Below are 18965 nucleotides of genomic sequence, written 5' to 3' on the forward strand. Positions count from 1 at the left end.
CACATCGTTCTCGCTTAATGGCTCAAGCCGTATTTCTTCACTTTGTCGAACAGCGTGGTCTTGGCCATCCCCAGTTCCAGGCTGGCCTGGGTCAGGTTGCCGCTGCTGCGTTGCAGGGCATCGCTGAGCAGGTTGCGTTCGAACGCTTCCACTGCTTCGGCGAATGCCAGACCCTGGCCCGCGCTACCCGCGCCGGTTTTCTTGAACGCTGGCAGGCCGAGGGCAAAACGCTCGGCGACGTTGCGCAGTTCGCGCACGTTGCCCGGCCAGTCATGGCTCATCAGGCTCGACAACGTCTGGTTGTCCAGCTCCGGCAGTGCCCGGTCGAAACGCAGGGCCGATTGCTGGGTGAAGTGTTCGAACAGTTGCAGGATGTCTTCGCGGCGCTCGCGCAGGGGCGGCAGTTCCAGCGTCACCACGTTGAGACGGTAGTACAAGTCGCTGCGAAATTCCCCGGCCTTGCTTGATTCGTCGAGGTCGGACTTGGTGGCCGCGATCACCCGGCAATCCACCGCCACGCTCTGGTTCGACCCGAGGCGTTCGAGGGTGCGCTCCTGCAATACCCGCAGCAGTTTGATCTGTAACGGCAGCGGCATGCTTTCCACTTCATCGAGGAACAGCGTGCCGCCGTCGGCGTGTTCGATCTTGCCGATCCGCCGTTTGCCGGCGCCGGTGAAGGCGTTGGCTTCGTGGCCGAAGATTTCGCTTTCGAACAGGTTCTCCGGCAGCCCGCCGCAGTTCAGCGCAACGAACTGTTTGTTGTGACGGCGGCTGAAGTCATGCAGGCAGCGGGCGACCAGTTCCTTGCCGGTGCCGGTTTCGCCTTCGATCAGCACATTAGCCGAGGTGTCGGCGACGTTGGCGATCAGTTCGCGCAGGTTTTGCATGGCCGGCGAACGGCCGATGATCCGTCCTTCAAGGGAATCGCGCTCGGCCAGTTGCCGGCGCAGGGACGAGACTTCGCGATTCAGGCTGCGTTGCTCCAGCGCACGACGGGCCACATCGACCAGACGCTCGGGGGAGAACGGTTTTTCCATGAAGTCGTAGGCGCCTTTCTGCATCGCGCCGACCGCCATGGAAATATCGCCGTGGCCGGTGATCAGCACCACCGGCAGGCTGCGGTCGCGTTGCTTGAGTCGGGTCAGCAGTTCCAGGCCGTCGATGCCCGGCAGGCGAATGTCGCTGATGACGATCCCGGCGAAATTGTCACCGACTTGCTCCAGCGCTTCTTCGGCACTGCCGACGCCGATGCAGGGAATGTCTTCCAGCGTCAGCGCCTGCTGGCAGCCGAGCAGGACATGGGGGTCGTCTTCGACGATCAATACACTGAGGTCGTTGTTCATATTGGCTCGGCAGGAGTAGGGCTTACCAACGGTAAACTGAGGACGAAAGTGGTACCACCGCTGGCCGGGTGTTCGACACCCAGATGCCCGCCGGTGGCGGCGGCAAGGCTGGCCGACAGGGTCAGGCCGAGGCCGAGACCCTGTTCGCCGGGCTTGGTGGTGAAGAACGGTTCGAACAGATGCTTGCGGGCTTCGGCGTCGATGCCGTGGCCGTTGTCGCGCACCCGCAGGCGATATTTGCCGTTGAATTCTTCGCCTTCCAGCCACAGCTCCGGCAGCGGTTGCGCCTGCATGGCGTCGAGGGCGTTGCCGATCAGGTTGACCAGAATCTGTTCCAGGCGGGTCTGGTCGATCTGCACCTGCACATCATCGAACTGGCGATGCACTTTCAGGGCGGCACTTTCCACACGGGCGCCGAGCACTTGCAGGGCGGCGTCCACTGCTTTGCCGAGGCTGGCGCGGCCCTTGTCGTCGCCACGTCGGGCAAAGGAGCGCAGGCTGGCGGTGATCCGGCCCATGCGGTCGATCAGGTCGTTGATGGTCTTGAGGTTGGTGCTGGCGACATCGAGCTGGCCGCGTTCAAGGAAGCGAATGGTGTTGCCCGACAGCGTGCGCATCGCCGCCAGCGGCTGGTTCAGTTCGTGGGCGATGCTGGTGGACATCTGGCCGATGGCGGCGAGTTTACCGGCCTGCACCAGTTCGTCCTGGGCGCGGCGCAGAGTCTCTTCGGCCTGACGCCGTTCGCGGATCTGGCTCTTGAGCCGGTCGTTGCTGGCGCGCAGGTCGGCGGTGCGTTCGGTAATCCGACGCTCCAGCTGATTGTTGGCTTCCTGCAAGGCTTCGCGGGCGGCGAGGCGGGTGGCGATGACCTTGCGCCGTTCGTTCCAGGCGATCAGCAGGAATGCCACCAGGGCAAACGCCACGGCCACCAGAATCCCCTGATTGATTGCCTCGCGCCGCAGATCCTGCAACGGCGTTAGCAGGGTGAAATTCCACGGGGTATCGCTCAACGGCCGGGTTTGCGCCAGGTAGCTGATGTTTTCTTCATCGCCATCCTGTTGGCTCGGCACTTCGCTGTTGGCCGGGAAGGTGAGTTTTTCCACGCCTTCGGATAGGGTTTCCCGGGCCAGCGGTTGCAGCTCGTTCAGCGGGAACCAGTAGTACTGCAGGCTGCGGGCGAGTTTTTCCTTGGTCTCGTCGCTCAACGGTATGACCGATTTCAGGCGTCGGGCCGGATCGCTGGAGAGAATGATGATGCCGTTTTCATCGCTGACGAAGGCTTCGAGACGCGCCCGTTGCCAGCGTTCTTCCATGGCTTCCAGGCGTACCTTGACCACCGCGACGCCGATGATCTTGCCGTGTTCTTCGAGGCCGTGGGCCAGGTAATAACCGGGTTCGCCGTTGGTGCTGCCGATTCCGTAGAAACGTCCGGGCTGGCCGCGAATGGCGTTCTGGAAGTAGGCGCGGAACGACAGGTCTTCACCAAGGTAGCTGTCGACGTCGCGCCAGTTGCTGGTCGCCATGACGCGGCCGGTGGTGTCCATGACGTAGATGGCCCGACTGCGGCTGCGTCGGTTCAGGCCTTCAAGGTAATCGTTGACCGTTTGCCGGTGTTCCGGGGTCGGGTCGTCCAGCAGCTGCGAAACGCTCGATTCGAGCTCCAGCAGGCTGGGCAGGTAGGTGTATTTGCTGATCTCGCTTTCGACCGCGCGGGCGTGCAGTTCCAGTTGGCGCTGGCCGTTTTCGCCGAGGCTGCGGATGCCGAAATGTTCACTGGTCCAGAAGCCGATGTAACCCAGTCCGATCATCAGAGCGATGACCAGCGGCGGCAGGAACAGGTGGCGGATCAGACGGGGTTTCACGGCAAGTGATGGCGGCGTGGCGCGATAGAGAGTGGGGTCGCATTTCATCACAGATGCCTTGGGTCAACCACCTGCATTCCCCGACAGTGGATGTCGGGGAATGCAGCCGTTTTTAGTGCTGCAGGATTTTCTCGAGGAAATGCTGCGCGCGTTCGGAGCGTTGGCTGATGTCGCCGAAGAACTCTTCCTTCTTGCAGTCTTCGATGATCTTGCCGGCGTCCATGAAGATCACGCGGTCGGCCACTTTGCGTGCGAAGCCCATTTCGTGGGTCACGCACATCATGGTCATGCCTTCGTGGGCCAGCTGCACCATCACGTCGAGCACTTCGTTGACCATTTCCGGGTCCAGCGCCGAGGTCGGTTCGTCGAACAGCATGACGATCGGGTCCATCGCCAGCGCACGGGCAATCGCCACGCGCTGTTGCTGACCACCCGACAGTTGCCCCGGATGCTTGTGGGCATGAGCCGACAGGCCGACGCGCTCGAGCAGTTGCAGGCCTTTCTTGGTGGCTTCTTCCTTGCTGCGGCCCAGCACCTTGATCTGCGCGATGGTCAGGTTTTCGGTGATGGTCAGGTGCGGGAACAGTTCGAAATGCTGGAACACCATGCCGACGCGCGAGCGCAGTTTCGGCAGGTTGGTCTTCGGATCGGCAATCGACGTGCCGTCGACCACGATGTCGCCTTTCTGGAACGGCTCCAGTGCGTTGACGCACTTGATCAGGGTCGACTTGCCCGAACCGGACGGACCGCAGACCACGATCACTTCACCCTTTTTGACCTCGGTGCTGCAATCGGTCAGCACCTGGAAGTCCCCATACCACTTGTTGATGTTCTTGATAGAGATCATACGGCGAACCTTTTTTGCAGACGCTTGACCAGCACCGAGGCGGCAAAGCTGATGGTGAAGTACACGAGACCTGCGAAGATCAGGAACTCATTCGAGCGGCCAATGATGTCGCCACTGGCGCGCGAGGCGTTGAGGAAGTCCACCAGGCCCACGGTGTAGACCAGCGAGGTGTCCTGGAACAGGATGATGCTCTGCTGCAGCAGCAGCGGGGTCATCTTGCGGAACGCCTGAGGCAGGATGATCAGGCGCATCATCTGGCCGTAGGTCATGCCCAGTGCCTGCGCCGCGCCCATCTGGCCTTTCGGGATCGACTGCACGCCGGCCCGGACGATTTCGCAGAAGTACGCCGCTTCGAACATCATGAACGCCACGATGCACGAGGTGAACGCGCCGATCGGGGTGTCTTCGCCGGTGATCCAGCGCAGCACGAACGGCACTGCCAGATAGAACCAGGTGATCACCAGCAGCAGCGGGATCGAACGGAAATAGTTGACGTACGCACCGGCGATGCTCGACAGCAGTTTGCTGTGGGACAGGCGCATCAGCGCGAGGATGGTGCCGAGGATGATCCCACCGACCACGCCCAGCGCCATCAGCTTGAGGGTCATCAGCATGCCGTTCCACAGGCCGGGAATGGCCGGAACGATGCCACTGAAATCGAATTCCATTATTTACCCCCCACGGAGATCAGGCCGGGCACGGCGACTTTCTTCTCGACCATGCGCATCAGCAGCATCAGGCTCATGTTGAGGGTGAAGTAGATCAGGGTCGCCAGGGTGAAGGCTTCGAACAGGTTGGCCGAGAATTCGGCGGTCTGTTTGGTTTGCGCCAGCAGCTCCATCAAACCGATCAGGGACGCCACGGAGGAGTTCTTGAACACGTTCAGGAATTCCGAGGTGAGCGGCGGAATGATGATCCGGTAGGCCTGGGGCAGCAGCACGTTCCAGTAGATCTGCGGCAGCTTGAAACCCATGGCGCGGGCGGCGGATTCCTGGCCGCGTGGCAGCGCCTGGATGCCGGTGCGAACCTGTTCGCAGACCCGGGCGGCGGTGAACAGGCCCAGGCACACGACAACGCTCAGATAGGCCGAGGTGGTCGGGTTCAGGTCCTGCTTGTACCACTCCTGCAGATCCGGCGGCAGCAGATCGGGCACCAGGAAGTACCAGATGAACAGCTGAACCAGCAGCGGCACGTTACGGAACAGTTCGACGTAGCAGGTCGCGATGCCCGACACGATGCGGTTCGGCACGGTGCGCATGATGCCCAGCAGCGAGCCGAGCAGCAGGGCGATGATCCAGGCCACGATGGCGATGGCGATGGTCCAGCCCAGACCGGAAATGAACCAGTCGAGATAGGTCTCGCTGCCCACGCCGGTGGACTTGAAGAACACGCCCCAGTCCCAGTTGTAATTCATTAGGGTCTCCCCTCGATTCGATCGATGTACAAGTGCCCGCCTGGGGAAGCTCCGTTCCCGCCCTGATTGTGAAAATCAGGCACACGCGATCGGCTCGACAGCCACCGGTTCGAGTGTTTCCAATAAGTGCCAGCAGGGAGTGACCATCCCCTGAAAAGGCAGGCGCCTCCTCAGGGGATAAGGTTAGTCAGAAATCAGGATTTCTTGTCGTCAGCCGCTTTGTCGGTCGGATTGGCGATCAGGGCCTTGAGCTCGTCGCTCATCGGGAAGTTCAGGTTCAGGCCTTTTGGCGGAATCGGCTGCATGAACCATTTTTCGTAGATCTTGTTGATCTCGCCCGACGCGTAGGTCGCCTTGATGGCGTCGTCGACAGCCTTTTTGAACGGCGCATCGCCCTTGCGCATCATGCAGCCATAGATTTCGTACGACTGTGGAGTACCGGTCACGGCCCAGTCGGAGGCTTTCTTGGCTTTGGCGGCTTCGCCGGCCAGCAGGGCATCGTCCATCATGAACGCAACGGCACGACCCGATTCCAGCATCTGGAAGGACTCACCGTGGTCCTTGGCGGAAATCACGTTCATGCCCATCTGCTTGTCAGCGTTCATCGCCTTGAGGATACGCTCGGAAGTTGTGCCGGCGGTGGTCACGACGTTCTTGCCTTTCAGATCGTCGAAATCCTTGTACTTGGAGTCAGCCTTGGACAGCAGACGGGTACCGATTTCGAAGATGCCGACGGAGAAGTCGACCTGTTGCTGACGCTCGACGTTGTTGGTGGTGGAGCCGCACTCGACGTCCACGGTGCCGTTCTGCACCAGCGGGATACGGGTTTGCGAAGTGACGAGGTTGTATTTGACCTGCAGGTTTGGCAGGTCGAGGTCTTTCTTGATCGCTTCGACGATGGCCAGCTGGATATCGTGGGAGTAGCCGACCGGCTTGCCGGAAGCGTCAGCGATGTAGGAGAAAGGAATGGAAGCGTCACGGTGGCCCAGGGTGATGACGCCGGACTCTTTGATCTTCTTAAGGGTGCCGGTGAGTTCGGCAGCGAAAACTGGTGTGCTGATCAGAGCGGCAGCAATGGCTGCGCCCAGGATATGGGGAACGATGCGCATCAAATTTTCCTCGACATTGTTTTTTTTATGGAGCCGGTTGAGCGGGCCCTTTTGAGCTTCGAATGCCTGACGGCTCCTGTTGTGTTGGCGCAACAGGCATTCGTCGAAGGAGTGTAGAGCATGAGTCGTGCCAGACCAGTCGCTACACGTTAATGCATTGATTTATAACGTTATTAAAGTTTTGTGATGGTGTTTTTCCGTGGATCTGATCCGGTTAACCGAATTGACCGTCAGGTCGCGTTCGGAAAACCGAACGTCTGCGACACGCCTTGTTTCAGCCTGAATGCAAAAAGCCCCTGAATCTTTCGATTCAGGGGCTTTTTGTTCAGCGACGAACGAATCAGGCCGCTTCGATCTTGCTGCGGTTCTGCTCGACCTTGTTCAGGTACGCCGCCAGTCGCTCTTGCTCGGCCGGTGTGGTGAACAGGCCCAGTTTGCTGCGACGCCACAGAATGTCGTGTGCTGTGGTGGCCCATTCTTCGGTGCACAGATAATCGACTTCACGGGTATAGAGGCCGCCGCCGATGTGTTCGCCCAGGTCGGCGAGGGTGTCCACGCCTTCGAGCATGCGCCAGGTGCGGCTGCCGTAGGTAGTGGCCCAGCGACGGGCAATTTCGGTCGGTACCCAGTCGAACTTGTCGCGGATCTGCGCGCTCAAGGCCTGTGGCGTGGTCATGTCTTCGCCGCCGGGCAGGGTGGCGGTGGCCGTCCAGCTCGGGCGCATCTGGGTGAAGAACGGCATCAACTGCGCCATCGCCGACTCGGCGAGCTTGCGGTAGGTGGTCAGCTTGCCGCCGAACACCGACAGCAGCGGCGCTTCTTCGGTACTGCCGGACAACGCCAGGGTGTAGTCGCGGGTCACGGCCGACGGGTTATCGGATTCGTCGTTGCACAGCGGACGCACGCCTGAATAGGTGTGAAGGATGTCGTCACGGCTGATCTGCTTCTTGAAGTGGGCGTTGACTACTTTCAGCAGGTAATCGGTTTCGCCGTCGGTGATCGCCACCTTGGCCGGATCGCCTGTGTACTCGCGGTCGGTGGTGCCAATCAGAGTCAGGTTGTTCAGGTACGGAATGGTGAAAACGATGCGCTGATCTTCGTTTTGCAGGATGTGCGCGTGATCGCCTTCGTACAGTTTCGGCACGATGATGTGGCTGCCCTGGATCAGGCGGATGCCGTACGGCGATTCCATCTTCAGGTCGTCACGGATGAACTTGGCGACCCACGGACCGGCGGCGTTCACCAGCGCTTTGGCGGTGATCGAAAACAGGCTGCCGTCGGCGCGTTCCAGGTTCAGGTGCCACAGGCCCTTGGCGCGGCGGGCACTGACGCAACGGGTCTGGGTGTGAATGTGCGCGCCTTTTTCACGGGCGGCCATGGCGTTGAGAACCACGAGGCGGGCGTCGTCGACCCAGCAGTCGGAGTATTCGAAGCCTTTGCTGATTTCGCTTTTCAGTGCGCTGTCGGCGCCGAACTTCAGGCTTTTCGAGCCCGCCAGTTTTTCGCGCTTGCCGAGGTGGTCATAGAGGAACAGGCCTGCGCGAATCATCCACGCCGGACGCAGGTGCGGGCGGTGCGGCAGCACGAAACGCATTGGCTTGACGATGTGCGGGGCCTTGGCCAGCAGCACTTCGCGCTCGGCCAGAGCTTCGCGCACCAGGCGGAATTCATAATGTTCGAGGTAGCGCAGGCCACCGTGGATCAGCTTGCTGCTGGCCGACGAGGTGTGGCTGGCCAGATCGTCCTTTTCGCAAAGGAACACCGAAAGACCGCGACCGGCGGCATCCGCTGCGATCCCCACGCCATTGATCCCGCCGCCGATGACGGCGATGTCGTAGATCTCGGAGATAGGGGGCGTACGCAAGGTAGATGTGGACATCGGCTGGCCTCGGGCTCTTTTGATTTTCTGTCTTGGAAATCGAACATGAATGTTCATTTGCGAAAATGGTAGCCCATAAAGACGCGCGCAGCCAGTCGACTTCGATTGAAAAAACTCATCGAAGGGTCGAGAAAGGAAAATATTCGAACATGAAATGCGCGTTAGAGTACTGATCGTTCCCACGTCGAGGCGTCGAACCGTCTGCGTGGGAATGCATACATTGACGCTCTGCGTCGGCTTCTGAATGGGACGCAGAGCGTCCCGGGCGGCATTCCCACGCAGAGCGTGGGAACGAGAATTCGCCGGGAGGGAGTTATGCGGGAGAGGGTTAAACGACTTCCAGACGAATCTTGTGCTGGCTCAGCAGTTGCGCCAGCGCCGGCACCGGCTGCTGATCGGTCACCAGGCAATCGATCAGGCTGATCGGGCCGAGGCGGATCATCGCGTTACGCCCGAACTTGCTGGAGTCCGCCGCGAGGATCACCTGCCGGGCATTGGCGATGATCGCCTGGGACACCCGCACTTCCTGGTAATCGAAGTCGAGCAGGCTGCCGTCTTCGTCGATGCCGCTGATACCCACCAGCGCAAAGTCGACCTTGAACTGGTTGATGAAGTCCACGCTCGCCTGACCCACCACACCGCCGTCGCGACGCACGTTGCCGCCGGTCAGCAGCACATCGAAATCATCCTTGGCGCTGAGCATCGAAGCGACGTGCAGGTTGTTGGTGATGATCTTCAGGTGGCTGTGATTGAGCAGGGCGCGGGCAATCGATTCGGTCGTCGTACCTATATTGATGAACAGCGAGGCGTGATCGGGAATCTGTGCGGCGATGGCTTCGCCGATGCGTTGCTTTTCATCGCGCATCTGATCGGCGCGCATCGCGTAGGCGGTATTTTCGACGCTGGAATCATAGGCGGCGCCGCCGTGGTAGCGACGCAGCAGATTGGCTTCCGCCAGTTGATTGATATCGCGGCGGATGGTTTGCGGGGTAACAACGAACAGCGTGGCCATTTCCTCGATGCTCACATAGCCGCGTTCGCGGACCAGCTCGAGGATTTGCTGCTGACGGGGAGGCAGATTCATGGGGCTTCCTTTGGGCTGCCGTGCAAAATTTGCCCATGATGACGCAGGAATCCGCTCCCTACCAGTTTCCAAACAACGTGAAAGCTACTGCGCTCGGCAATCCTGCGTTAAAAACAGGCTCGGACTGCTCATTTACAAACCCGTAAACTCCGCGTCCTCGCCTGTTTTTGCCTTGTCTTGCCTTCGCTCGCTACGCTTTCACGCTGTTTGGACCAGCCTTAGTCAGTCCTCAGACTGGCTTATTCAGCGTCTTCACGTTCCCAATCACGGGTACGGCTGACGGCTTTTTTCCAGCCTTTATAGAGCTTCTCTTTGGCCGCTTCGTCCAGGCTCGGTTCGAACTCGCGCTCGATCACCGCTTTGCCGCGCAGTTCTTCCAGGCTGCCCCAGAAACCGCAAGCCAGGCCAGCCAGATAAGCTGCGCCGAGCGCCGTGGTTTCGCGCATTTTCGGACGTTCGACTTGAGTGCCGAGGATGTCGGCCTGGAACTGCATAAGGAAGTTGTTCGCCACCGCGCCGCCGTCCACACGCAGGGCCTTGAGGCGTTCGCCGGAGTCCTGTTGCATGGCGTCGAGGACGTCGCGGGTCTGGTAGGCAATCGATTCCAGTGCGGCGCGGATGATGTGATCCACACGCACGCCACGGGTCAGGCCGAACAGGGCGCCACGGGCATACGGATCCCAGTAGGGCGCGCCGAGGCCGGTGAAGGCTGGCACCAGATACACGCCGTTGCTGTCCTTCACTTTATTGGCGAAGTATTCGGTGTCGTGGGCGTCGTTGACGATTTTCAGTTCATCGCGCAGCCACTGCACGGTCGAACCGCCGTTGAATACCGCGCCTTCCAGGGCGTAAGCCACTTCGCCGCGCGGGCCGCAAGCGATGGTGGTGAGCATGCCGTGCTGGGATTTCACCGCTTTGTCGCCGGTGTTCATCAGCAGGAAGCAACCGGTGCCGTAGGTGTTTTTTGCCTGGCCCGGCTCGACGCACATCTGACCGAACAGCGCTGCCTGTTGGTCGCCGGCGATACCGCCGATAGCAATGCCGCTTTTGGTGCGGCCGTAGATTTCCGAGGAGGCTTTGACTTCCGGCAGCATCTCGCGCGGGATGTCGAGGATCTCCAGCATCTTCGCGTCCCACTCCAGCGTGTGGATGTTGAAGAGCATGGTGCGCGAGGCGTTGGTGTAGTCGGTGACGTGGACCTTGCCGCCAGTAAATTTCCAGATCAGCCAGCTGTCGACGGTGCCGAACAGCAATTCGCCGTTGCGCGCGCGTTCACGGCTGCCTTCGACGTTGTCGAGGATCCACTTCAGTTTGGTGCCAGAGAAGTACGGGTCGGTGACCAGGCCCGTGGTGTCGCGGATGTAGTCTTCATGACCGTCGCGCTTGAGCTGCTGGCAGATCTCGGTGCTGCGGCGGCATTGCCAGACGATAGCGTTGTACACCGGACGGCCGGTGGTCTTGTCCCAGACCACGGTGGTTTCACGCTGGTTGGTGATGCCGATGGCTGCGACCTGGTCATGGTGCAGGCCGGCCTGGGCCAGTGCTTCGACCATCACCGCGCTCTGGGTGGCGAAGATTTCCATCGGGTCGTGTTCGACCCAACCGGCTTGCGGGTAATGCTGGGCGAATTCCCGTTGTGCGGTGCAGACCACGTTCGCGTCGCGGTCGAAAATGATCGCGCGGGAGCTGGTCGTACCCTGATCGAGGGCAATGATGTAGTTCTTGTTCTGAATGTCGGTCATGTCGATTGCCTTGGACGAAATAAGGGAGAGTGGGCCGTGGCGCGGGCTCTATAAGGGCAGGAGCCCGCGCCGACTGTTTCAAGAAGTTCTTGGTTTGCCGTCAATGGCCGGTTCTGCATCCTTTGTAGCAGGTGTGGCGCCGGTAAGGTGACGGGCAATCAGCCCGCGATACCCGGCAGCGCCGAGGCAGGCACCGACAATCGGTGCAAAAATCGGAATCAGGAAGTACGGGATTTCACGTGCGCCAGTGAAGGAAATTTCACCCCAGCCGGCGAAGAAAGTCATCAGTTTCGGACCGAAGTCCCGGGCCGGGTTCATCGCGAAACCGGTCAGCGGGCCCATTGAGCTGCCGATCACGGCAATCAGCAGACCGATCAGCAGCGGCGCCAGCGGGCCTTTCGGCAGGCCGTTGTTATCGTCGGTCAGGGACATGATCACGCCCATCAGGATCGCGGTGATGATCACCTCGACCAGGAACGCCTGGGCAGTCGATAGCGCAGGGTTCGGGAAGGTGGAGAACACCGACGCCAATTCCAGGCTGGCTTCAGTGCCACGAACCATATGGTGAGTTTGTTCGAAATCGAAGAACAGGTTGCTGTACAGCGTGTAAACCAGCAGCGCGCCGCAGAAGGCACCGGCGATCTGGGCCAGAATGTAGAACGGCAGTTTGCGCTTTTCGAAGTCGGCAAAAATGCTCAGAGCAATACTGACGGCGGGGTTCAGGTGCGCACCGGAAACGCCGGCGGTGAGGTAGATCGCCATGCTAACGCCGACGCCCCAGATGATGCTGATTTCCCACAGACCGAAACTGGCGCCCGCGACCTTGAGCGCGGCGACGCAACCCGTACCGAAAAAGATCAGGAGTGCAGTGCCCAGAAACTCGGCCAGGCACTGGCTCGAGAGCGATGGTTGCTGTAACGCAGTTGTCATTGAAAACCTCGGTTTTTGTTGTTGTCTGGCGCGTTGCCGACAGGGCAAGGCGCGATTTTCGCCGAGGCAGGATCCCCATCCTGTTCCCGGTTTACTGCTGGGTGCTGCGATGACGATAATTCTTACATTATTCAGATTCGAAAAAATATAGACAAGAAACAAACCTGTCAAAGGTCGAAAGTGAACCGCCAGTCACAAATAAACTATCAGTCACGTGAATGATCCTGCGGGTCACCCGGCCTGCGCGGTTGTTACTGGCCTGCAAACCTCGGGGAACGTGGCGCGTGGTAGAGCCTTTTGCCCAACGATGGCCTAAAATCCGCCGCAGGATTTTTTGCCACTGCCGAGCCTGGAGCTGCCATGACCCCTGCGTTGGACTTGTTGAAAAAAGTTCGTGCCGAACATCGCGTGCACAGTTACGAACATGACCCGAAGGCCGCGTCGTATGGCCTGGAGGCCGCGGAAAAACTGGGGCTCGATCCGGCGCAGGTGTTCAAGACGCTGCTGGCAGCCAGTGAAAAGGGAGAGTTGCTTGTGGCGGTGGTGCCGGTCGTCGGAAGTCTCGACCTCAAGGGGCTTGCTCACGCCGCCGGCGTGAAAAAAGTCGAGATGGCCGACCCGGCCGCCGCGCAGCGTTCCACCGGTTACCTGCTGGGCGGCATCAGCCCGCTGGGGCAGAAAAAACGCCTGCGTACCTTCATCGATAATTCGGCCCAGCCTTTTGCGAGCATTTATGTCAGCGCCGGTCGGCGCGGGCTGGAAGTGGAGCTGGCGCCGGCGGTTTTGGCAGAGCACACCCAGGCGAAATTTGCCGACATCGGTCGCCCTTGATGTCTGTATGAAGAAAATTGGCCGGCACTGTCACTGGCGCGGATCCGGCCGGCGCTGCATGCTCGTTCGACTGACACAGGGAGAAGGTTATGCAGCTCGAGTTTCATCAGGTCGACGCGTTCAGTGATCGGCCGTTCAGTGGCAATCCGGCAATGGTCTATCGGCTCGACGCGTGGCTCGCGGACGACCTGATGCAGAAGATCGCCGCCGAGCACAATCTGGCAGAAACCGCGTTTCTGGTGCGCGAGGGGCAGGCATGGCACATCCGCTGGTTCACGCCGACCACCGAGGTGCCGCTGTGTGGTCATGCGACCCTGGCCAGCGCCTACGTGCTGTTCGAGATCTATAAGGAAAACGCCGAGCGTCTGGACTTCACCTGCAAGTCCGGGTCGTTAAGCGTCAGCCGCGAAGGCGGCCGGTTGTGGCTGGATTTCCCGGCCATCGAAGCGGTTGAGAAAGGTGTCACCGTGGAGATCGAGCGGGCGCTGAATGTTCAGGCGGTGGACGTTCTGAGTTCCAACGAGCTGTTTGTGGTGCTGGAGTCCGAGCAGGCGGTGCTCGATTGCCAGCCGGACATGGTCGCCCTCGCCAAGCTGCCGTGGTTGGGTGCGATCGTCACCGCCCGGGGCAATCAGCATGATTTTGTCTCGCGCTATTTCGCTCCGGCCATCGGTATCAATGAGGACCCGGTGACCGGTTCGACCCACTGCAGCCTGATTCCGTACTGGTCGAAACGTCTGGGCAAATCCAGCCTCACTGCATGCCAGCGCTCGGCGCGGGGCGGCGAGCTGTTTTGTCGGCTGGAAGGCGAGCGGGTGAAGATCGGCGGCAATGCGACGCTGGTGGCCAGCGGCACATTGATGCTGGGCTGAGAGCAAAAAATAAGGGAGCCATCAGGCTCCCTCGTTGTTTGTGTGCAGATCAGTGCGCAGTACTGTAACGGCGAACGCCGTTTTCCAGCGCCGGAATCTGCGCAGCGGTGCTGCCGGAAGCCTGGAACAGCACCAGATGTTCCGCCGCCACACGAATCCCGACATCCGCTCCCACCTGATGATCGGCGTGGCTCGGGAAGATCGATTCCAGCTGTGCGCCGGTCGGCAGTTGCAGGCGATACAGGGTCGAAGCGCCGAGGAAGGTCTTGCCGACGATCCGCGCTTTCAGCGAACTGTCCGGCGCGTAAACGATGTCGTCCGGACGCAGCAGCACATCCACCGCGCCACCGATCGGCCAGGTGTAGGCGCGATTGCCGCGCAGTTCACCGAGTTCGGTCTGCACCGACTCCGGGCTGCCGAGCTGGCCGCGAATGAAGTAACCCTGACCGATAAAACTGGCCACGTACGGTGTCGCCGGCTCGTGATAGAGGTTGTACGGCGTGTCCCACTGCTCCAGCCGGCCTTCCTTGAATACACCGACGTGATCGCTGACGGCGAAGGCTTCTTCCTGATCGTGAGTCACCAGAATTGCACTGGTGCCACGGGTCTTGAGGATGTCGCGCACTTCGTGGCTGAGCTTGCGGCGCAACTCGCCATCGAGGTTGGAGAACGGCTCGTCGAGCAACAACAGTTGCGGCTCCGGCGCCAGGGCGCGGGCGAGGGCGACACGTTGTTGCTGGCCGCCCGACAGCTCATGGGGGAAGCGTTTGCCGAGGTTCTTCAGGTTGACCAGTTCCAGCAGCTCCTCGGTCACGCGCTCCTTGTTCGGGTGTTTGCGGATACCGAAGGCGATGTTGTCCGCGACACTCAGGTGCGGGAACAGCGCGTAGTCCTGGAACACCATGCCGATCCGGCGTTTTTCCGGGGCGAGGGTAAAACCGGCGCTGGAGATGACCTCACCACCGAGAGAAATTTCCCCTTCGTGCACCGGTTCGAAACCGGCAATCGCACGCAGGGTGGTGGTCTTGCCGCAGCCGGAGGAGCCAAGCAGGCAGCCGATGTCACCGGCGTTGAGGTGCAGATTGAGGTTCTGCACCACACGTTGATCTTGATAGCCGCAAGCGAGGTTGCGCAGGTTCAGCAGTAATTCATGACTCATGCGTGGTGATATGCCGGTTCGACAAGGAACTCGAGCAGGGCCTTCTGTGCGTGGAGACGGTTTTCTGCCTGATCCCAGGCGACGGAGCGCGGGTCATCGAGCAGGTCGAGGCTGATTTCCTCACCGCGGTGAGCGGGCAGGCAGTGCATGAATAGCACGTCATCGGCTGCCAGGTCGAGCAGGGCACGGTTGACCTGAAACGGCGCAAACAGCTTCAGGCGCTTGGCGGTCTCCTCTTCCTGGCCCATGGAGGTCCAGACGTCGGTGCTCACCAGATGCGCGCCGCGCACGGCGTCTTTCGGGTCGCGGACGATGGTCACGCGGTCACCGGCCTTGGCCACGAACTCAGGGTTTGGTTCGTAGCCTTCGGGGCAGGCCACGCGCAACTGGAAGTCGAACTGGATCGCCGCTTCTATATAGCTGTTGCACATGTTGTTGCCGTCGCCGATCCAGGCCACGGTCTTGCCCTGGATCGAGCCGCGGTGTTCGAGGAACGTCTGCATGTCGGCCAGCAACTGACACGGATGCAGGTCATCGGACAGGCCGTTGATCACCGGCACGCGGGAGTTGGCGGCGAATTCGGTCAGGGTGCTGTGGGCAAAGGTACGGATCATCACCGCGTCGAGCATGCTCGACATGACGATGGCGCAGTCGCCGATCGGCTCGCCACGGCCCAGTTGGGTGTCGCGCGGCGACAGGAAGATCGCCTGGCCGCCGAGCTGGATCATGCCGGCTTCGAAGGAGATGCGTGTGCGCGTCGAGGACTTCTCGAAGATCATCCCCAGGACGCGGTTTTTCAGAGGCTCGAACAGTACGCCGCGGTTACGCAGGTCCTTGAGCTCAACGCCTCGACGGATCACGCTGACCAGCTCTTCGGGCGTGCAATCCATCAGGGAGAGAAAGTGCCTTGCGCTCATCATTGACTACCTTTTTGCTACAAACCGCAGATGCTCAAAGCCTTGTTTATCGGAACAACGGGCGAGACCTGCGGCGTAAGCCGCACGGGGGCGACGAAATAGGGGAAGGCGCGATATTGACACTAAATGTCGCGTTTTTCCAATAGGCTACGGTTTTTGCAGAAATGCGCCGGGATGTCAGCAGTGCGAACACTGTGATTTCCGGTCAGTTTTCGAGAGGGCAGCGAGGTCTTTGTACACTGGCCCCACCGGGCTTGGCAATCCGCCGCGGCGGGGATGGCAGCGCTCTGGTCGGTTTGCGACCAGCGAGCCACCGGTTCGCTTGGTCGGATGCGCAGGTTGAAACATTTGCTAAAGCAAAGTGCTGGGTTATAAATAAATCACGAGCGACGCAGGAAGCCTCCGCATGGAATCGAAAGAAAAACTGTTAATGGAACTGCTGGGCCACACGGCACGCTCATTGACCCACCTCACCGCCTCGATGACCTCGATGTCCTTCGAACTGATGCGCAGCGAAGACGACGTGGTCAAGGCCGCCAGTCGACAGATGATCGACCGTATGGCGACCATCAGCGCCGGGCTCGACGAGCATTGGCGACTGATCGGCGAACTCACCGGCGTCCACATCGCCCACGAGCAGATCGAGACCATCCAGGAAATCCAGCTGGCCGCGCCGCCACAGCTTCCGGCGAACTGACGCGGGTCTATCGGCCGGCCTGATGGCCGCCGATTCACAAGACGAACGTCGCTGGCGCTGCATCGGGCTGCGGGCCATAGTTTTGTTCCCGCAGGCGTGATTGCCTGCCCAGAACAAGACAGAGACTGGCCATGACCAAGACTCTCCATCACCGTGCCTGCCATCTGTGTGAAGCCATCTGCGGCTTGACCATCGAAACCACCGAAACCGACGGTCAGGTGCAAATCACCTCGATCAAGGGCGATGCTCAGGATACGTTCAGTCGTGGCCACATCTGCCCCAAGGCCGTGGCGCTGCAAGACATCCAGAACGATCCGGATCGCCTGCGCCAGCCGATGCGCCGGGTCGGCAGCGAATGGTTGCCCATCGAGTGGGACGAAGCGTTCGAGCTGGTCGCCGAAAAACTCTCGGCGATTCAGGAGCGTCATGGGCAGAACGCGGTCGCCGTGTATCAGGGCAATCCCAGCGTGCATAACTACGGGCTGATGACCCACAGCAATTACTTTCTCGGCCTGTTGAAAACCCGCAACCGCTATTCGGCGACGTCGGTCGATCAACTGCCCCATCACCTGACCAGCTATCTGATGTACGGCCACGGCCTGCTGCTGCCGATTCCGGACATTGATCACACCGATTTCATGCTGATCCTGGGCGGCAATCCGCTGGCATCCAATGGCAGCATCATGACCGTGCCGGATGTCGAGAAGCGTCTGAAGGCGATTCAGGCCCGGGGCGGCAAAGTGGTGGTGGTCGATCCTCGGCGCAGCGAGACGGCGGCGATGGCTGATCAGCATCTGTTCGTGCGTCCGGGTGGCGACGCGGCGTTGCTGTTTGGTGTGCTCAATACTCTTTTCGCCGAGGGCCTGACTTCGGACAGTCATCTGCCGGTGGACGGTATGGACGAAGTCCGCGCGGCGGTAGCGGGTTTCACCGCCGAAGCCATGAGCCCGTTGTGCGCCGTTCCCGCCGAACAGATCCGCCAACTGGCCCGGGACTTCGCCGCCGCGCCAAGCGCTGTTTGTTATGGCCGGATGGGTGTTTCCACTCAGGCCTTCGGCACGCTGTGCCATTGGGTCGTGCAGTTGATCAATCTGGTCACCGGCAACCTCGACCGCGTCGGCGGTGCCTTGTGCACCGAGCCTGCGGTGGATCTGGTGGCGTCGACTTCGGGCGGGCACTTCAATAAATGGCAGAGCCGCGTGTCCGGGCGTCCTGAATACGGCGGCGAGTTGCCGGTCTCGGCGCTGGCCGAAGAGATGCTCACCGAAGGCGAGGGGCAGATTCGCGCGTTGATCACCGTGGCCGGTAACCCGGTGTTGTCCACGCCCAATGGCCGGCAGCTGGAGCAGGCGCTGGACGGGCTGGAGTTCATGGTCAGCGTCGACCTGTACATCAACGAAACCACGCGCTATGCCGACCTGATCCTGCCGTCGACCTCGGCGCTGGAAAACGATCACTACGACACCACCTTCAACCTGTTCGCGGTGCGCAACGTCAGCCGTTTCAATCGGGCGATCCTCGCCAAACCCGAGGGGGCACTGCACGACTGGGAGATCTTCGTCGGCCTGGCCAAGGCCTTTGCCGCGAAGACCGGCAAGGAGCTGAAACCGACGATGCCGCCGGCGAAGATGATCGATATGGGATTGCGCATGGGCGCCTATGGCGATGCGTCCGAGTACAAATTGTCGCTGGCGACGCTGTTCGATCATCCACATGGCGTTGATCTGGGAGCACTGAAGCCCAACCTGACACCGCGATTGAAGACCGTCAATCAACGAGTTCAGGCGGCGCCGCCGGAAATCCTCGCCGACCTGGCGCGCTTCGCCGCGTTGCAGGCGCCGGCCGCCGATGAGCTGTTGATGATTGGTCGCCGTCATGTACGCAGCAACAATTCCTGGATGCACAATTATCATCGACTGGTGAAGGGCAAGCCGCGTCATCAGTTGCTGATGAACCCGGCCGATCTCGCCAGTCGCGGGCTCAGTGACGGGCAGCTTGTGCGGGTCAGTTCGCGGGTCGGGCAGATCGAGGTCGAGGTGCTGGGCAGTGCCGACATGATGAAAGGCGTGGTCAGCCTGCCGCACGGATGGGGCCACGCCCGTCCGGGTGTGCAGATGGCGATTGCCAGCGGCCAACCCGGCTCCAGCGCCAATGACCTGACCGATGAATGCCAGCTCGACGAGCTGTCAGGCAATGCGGCGCTCAATGGCGTGCCGGTGACGGTGGCGGCGGCTTGAGCATGTCTGTCGGGGAGACCGAGCAGGGCGCTCGGGATTCCG

16 protein-coding genes are annotated in these 18965 nt (G+C 60.7%); 4 read left to right on the plus strand and 12 right to left on the minus strand.

Annotated features, from left to right (window positions below; all coding sequences use genetic code 11):
• Positions 1-14: 14 nt before the first annotated feature.
• The 10 genes from aauR to AC07Y2_RS24035 form a co-directional block, all read right to left on the minus strand.
• On the minus strand, positions 15-1295 hold the full coding sequence (gene aauR, locus AC07Y2_RS23990) for a two-component response regulator AauR (protein ID WP_408980496.1): 1281 nt from the start codon (positions 1293-1295) through the stop codon (positions 15-17).
• A 44-nt stretch (positions 1296-1339) separates the two neighbouring features.
• The gene (gene aauS / locus AC07Y2_RS23995; RefSeq protein ID WP_039765823.1) at positions 1340-3253 is read right to left on the minus strand and encodes a two-component sensor histidine kinase AauS; all 1914 of its coding nucleotides are present in this window, start codon (positions 3251-3253) and stop codon (positions 1340-1342) included.
• Positions 3254-3317: 64 nt separating this feature from the next.
• Positions 3318-4052 (minus strand): amino acid ABC transporter ATP-binding protein, encoded by a 735-nt coding sequence (locus tag AC07Y2_RS24000; RefSeq protein WP_007953170.1) that lies wholly within the window; start codon positions 4050-4052, stop codon positions 3318-3320.
• On the minus strand, positions 4049-4720 hold the full coding sequence (locus AC07Y2_RS24005; protein WP_007953172.1) for an amino acid ABC transporter permease: 672 nt from the start codon (positions 4718-4720) through the stop codon (positions 4049-4051). The genes AC07Y2_RS24000 and AC07Y2_RS24005 overlap by 4 nt, the downstream gene beginning before the upstream one ends.
• Positions 4720-5466: an amino acid ABC transporter permease gene (locus AC07Y2_RS24010; protein ID WP_007953174.1), complete on the minus strand. Its 747-nt coding sequence runs from the start codon at positions 5464-5466 to the stop codon at positions 4720-4722. The genes AC07Y2_RS24005 and AC07Y2_RS24010 overlap by 1 nt, the downstream gene beginning before the upstream one ends.
• Positions 5467-5660: 194 nt before the next feature.
• Positions 5661-6575, minus strand: coding sequence for a glutamate/aspartate ABC transporter substrate-binding protein (locus tag AC07Y2_RS24015; protein WP_039765825.1), 915 nt, complete (start codon positions 6573-6575; stop codon positions 5661-5663).
• A gap of 340 nt (positions 6576-6915) precedes the next feature.
• Positions 6916-8454: a glycerol-3-phosphate dehydrogenase gene (glpD, locus tag AC07Y2_RS24020; RefSeq protein ID WP_039765826.1), complete on the minus strand. Its 1539-nt coding sequence runs from the start codon at positions 8452-8454 to the stop codon at positions 6916-6918.
• Positions 8455-8782: 328 nt separating this feature from the next.
• On the minus strand, positions 8783-9538 hold the full coding sequence (locus AC07Y2_RS24025; RefSeq protein ID WP_007953179.1) for a DeoR/GlpR family transcriptional regulator: 756 nt from the start codon (positions 9536-9538) through the stop codon (positions 8783-8785).
• Positions 9539-9777: 239 nt separating this feature from the next.
• Positions 9778-11280, minus strand: coding sequence for a glycerol kinase GlpK (glpK, locus tag AC07Y2_RS24030; RefSeq protein WP_039765827.1), 1503 nt, complete (start codon positions 11278-11280; stop codon positions 9778-9780).
• Between the two features lie 78 nt (positions 11281-11358).
• Positions 11359-12210 carry an MIP/aquaporin family protein gene (locus AC07Y2_RS24035; protein ID WP_064599156.1) on the minus strand — a complete coding sequence of 284 codons (852 nt, stop codon included), beginning with the start codon at positions 12208-12210 and terminating at the stop codon, positions 11359-11361.
• Between the two features lie 360 nt (positions 12211-12570).
• Here AC07Y2_RS24035 and ybaK point away from each other — a divergent pair, with 360 nt between their 5' ends.
• Both ybaK and AC07Y2_RS24045 read left to right on the plus strand, forming a co-directional pair.
• Complete coding sequence (gene ybaK, locus AC07Y2_RS24040) at positions 12571-13041, plus strand: Cys-tRNA(Pro) deacylase (protein WP_074688473.1); 471 nt, start codon at positions 12571-12573, stop codon at positions 13039-13041.
• 89 nt (positions 13042-13130) lie between these two features.
• Positions 13131-13913: a PhzF family phenazine biosynthesis protein gene (locus AC07Y2_RS24045; protein ID WP_074688471.1), complete on the plus strand. Its 783-nt coding sequence runs from the start codon at positions 13131-13133 to the stop codon at positions 13911-13913.
• Positions 13914-13962: 49 nt separating this feature from the next.
• On the opposite strand, the gene AC07Y2_RS24050 is transcribed toward AC07Y2_RS24045, so the two are convergent.
• Both AC07Y2_RS24050 and argF read right to left on the minus strand, forming a co-directional pair.
• Positions 13963-15072, minus strand: a complete 1110-nt coding sequence (locus AC07Y2_RS24050; RefSeq protein WP_074688469.1) for an ABC transporter ATP-binding protein — start codon at positions 15070-15072, stop codon at positions 13963-13965.
• Positions 15069-15989, minus strand: a complete 921-nt coding sequence (argF, locus tag AC07Y2_RS24055) for an ornithine carbamoyltransferase (RefSeq protein ID WP_039765834.1) — start codon at positions 15987-15989, stop codon at positions 15069-15071. Before argF ends, AC07Y2_RS24050 begins: the two co-directional genes overlap by 4 nt.
• Before the next feature lie 406 nt (positions 15990-16395).
• Between argF and plzR the strand changes: the two genes are divergently transcribed.
• On the plus strand, positions 16396-16686 hold the full coding sequence (gene plzR / locus AC07Y2_RS24060) for a PlzR type 4 pili assembly inhibitor (protein ID WP_039765836.1): 291 nt from the start codon (positions 16396-16398) through the stop codon (positions 16684-16686).
• A gap of 131 nt (positions 16687-16817) precedes the next feature.
• Entirely contained in the window at positions 16818-18923 is a 2106-nt protein-coding gene (locus tag AC07Y2_RS24065; RefSeq protein WP_103387014.1) for a molybdopterin oxidoreductase family protein, read from the plus strand.
• Positions 18924-18965: the final 42 nt, after the last annotated feature.

It is taken from the genome of Pseudomonas sp. GW456-12-1-14-TSB6, from assembly GCF_059424205.1.

Bases quoted from the DNA above. Each gene is read 5' to 3' on its own strand.
- AC07Y2_RS24045 (WP_074688471.1), top strand. From the start codon at position 13,131: ATGCAGCTCGAGTTTCATCAGGTCGACGCGTTCAGTGATCGGCCGTTC.
- glpK (WP_039765827.1), bottom strand. From the start codon at position 11,280: ATGACCGACATTCAGAACAAGAACTACATCATTGCCCTCGATCAGGGT.
- AC07Y2_RS24010 (WP_007953174.1), bottom strand. From the start codon at position 5,466: ATGAATTACAACTGGGACTGGGGCGTGTTCTTCAAGTCCACCGGCGTG.
- AC07Y2_RS24065 (WP_103387014.1), top strand. From the start codon at position 16,818: ATGACCAAGACTCTCCATCACCGTGCCTGCCATCTGTGTGAAGCCATC.
- ybaK (WP_074688473.1), top strand. From the start codon at position 12,571: ATGACCCCTGCGTTGGACTTGTTGAAAAAAGTTCGTGCCGAACATCGC.
- AC07Y2_RS24015 (WP_039765825.1), bottom strand. From the start codon at position 6,575: ATGCGCATCGTTCCCCATATCCTGGGCGCAGCCATTGCTGCCGCTCTG.
- AC07Y2_RS24005 (WP_007953172.1), bottom strand. From the start codon at position 4,720: ATGGAATTCGATTTCAGTGGCATCGTTCCGGCCATTCCCGGCCTGTGG.
- AC07Y2_RS24025 (WP_007953179.1), bottom strand. From the start codon at position 9,538: ATGAATCTGCCTCCCCGTCAGCAGCAAATCCTCGAGCTGGTCCGCGAA.
- AC07Y2_RS24050 (WP_074688469.1), bottom strand. From the start codon at position 15,072: ATGAGTCATGAATTACTGCTGAACCTGCGCAACCTCGCTTGCGGCTAT.
- aauS (WP_039765823.1), bottom strand. From the start codon at position 3,253: ATGAAATGCGACCCCACTCTCTATCGCGCCACGCCGCCATCACTTGCC.
- glpD (WP_039765826.1), bottom strand. From the start codon at position 8,454: ATGTCCACATCTACCTTGCGTACGCCCCCTATCTCCGAGATCTACGAC.
- AC07Y2_RS24000 (WP_007953170.1), bottom strand. From the start codon at position 4,052: ATGATCTCTATCAAGAACATCAACAAGTGGTATGGGGACTTCCAGGTG.
- argF (WP_039765834.1), bottom strand. From the start codon at position 15,989: ATGAGCGCAAGGCACTTTCTCTCCCTGATGGATTGCACGCCCGAAGAG.
- plzR (WP_039765836.1), top strand. From the start codon at position 16,396: ATGGAATCGAAAGAAAAACTGTTAATGGAACTGCTGGGCCACACGGCA.
- AC07Y2_RS24035 (WP_064599156.1), bottom strand. From the start codon at position 12,210: ATGACAACTGCGTTACAGCAACCATCGCTCTCGAGCCAGTGCCTGGCC.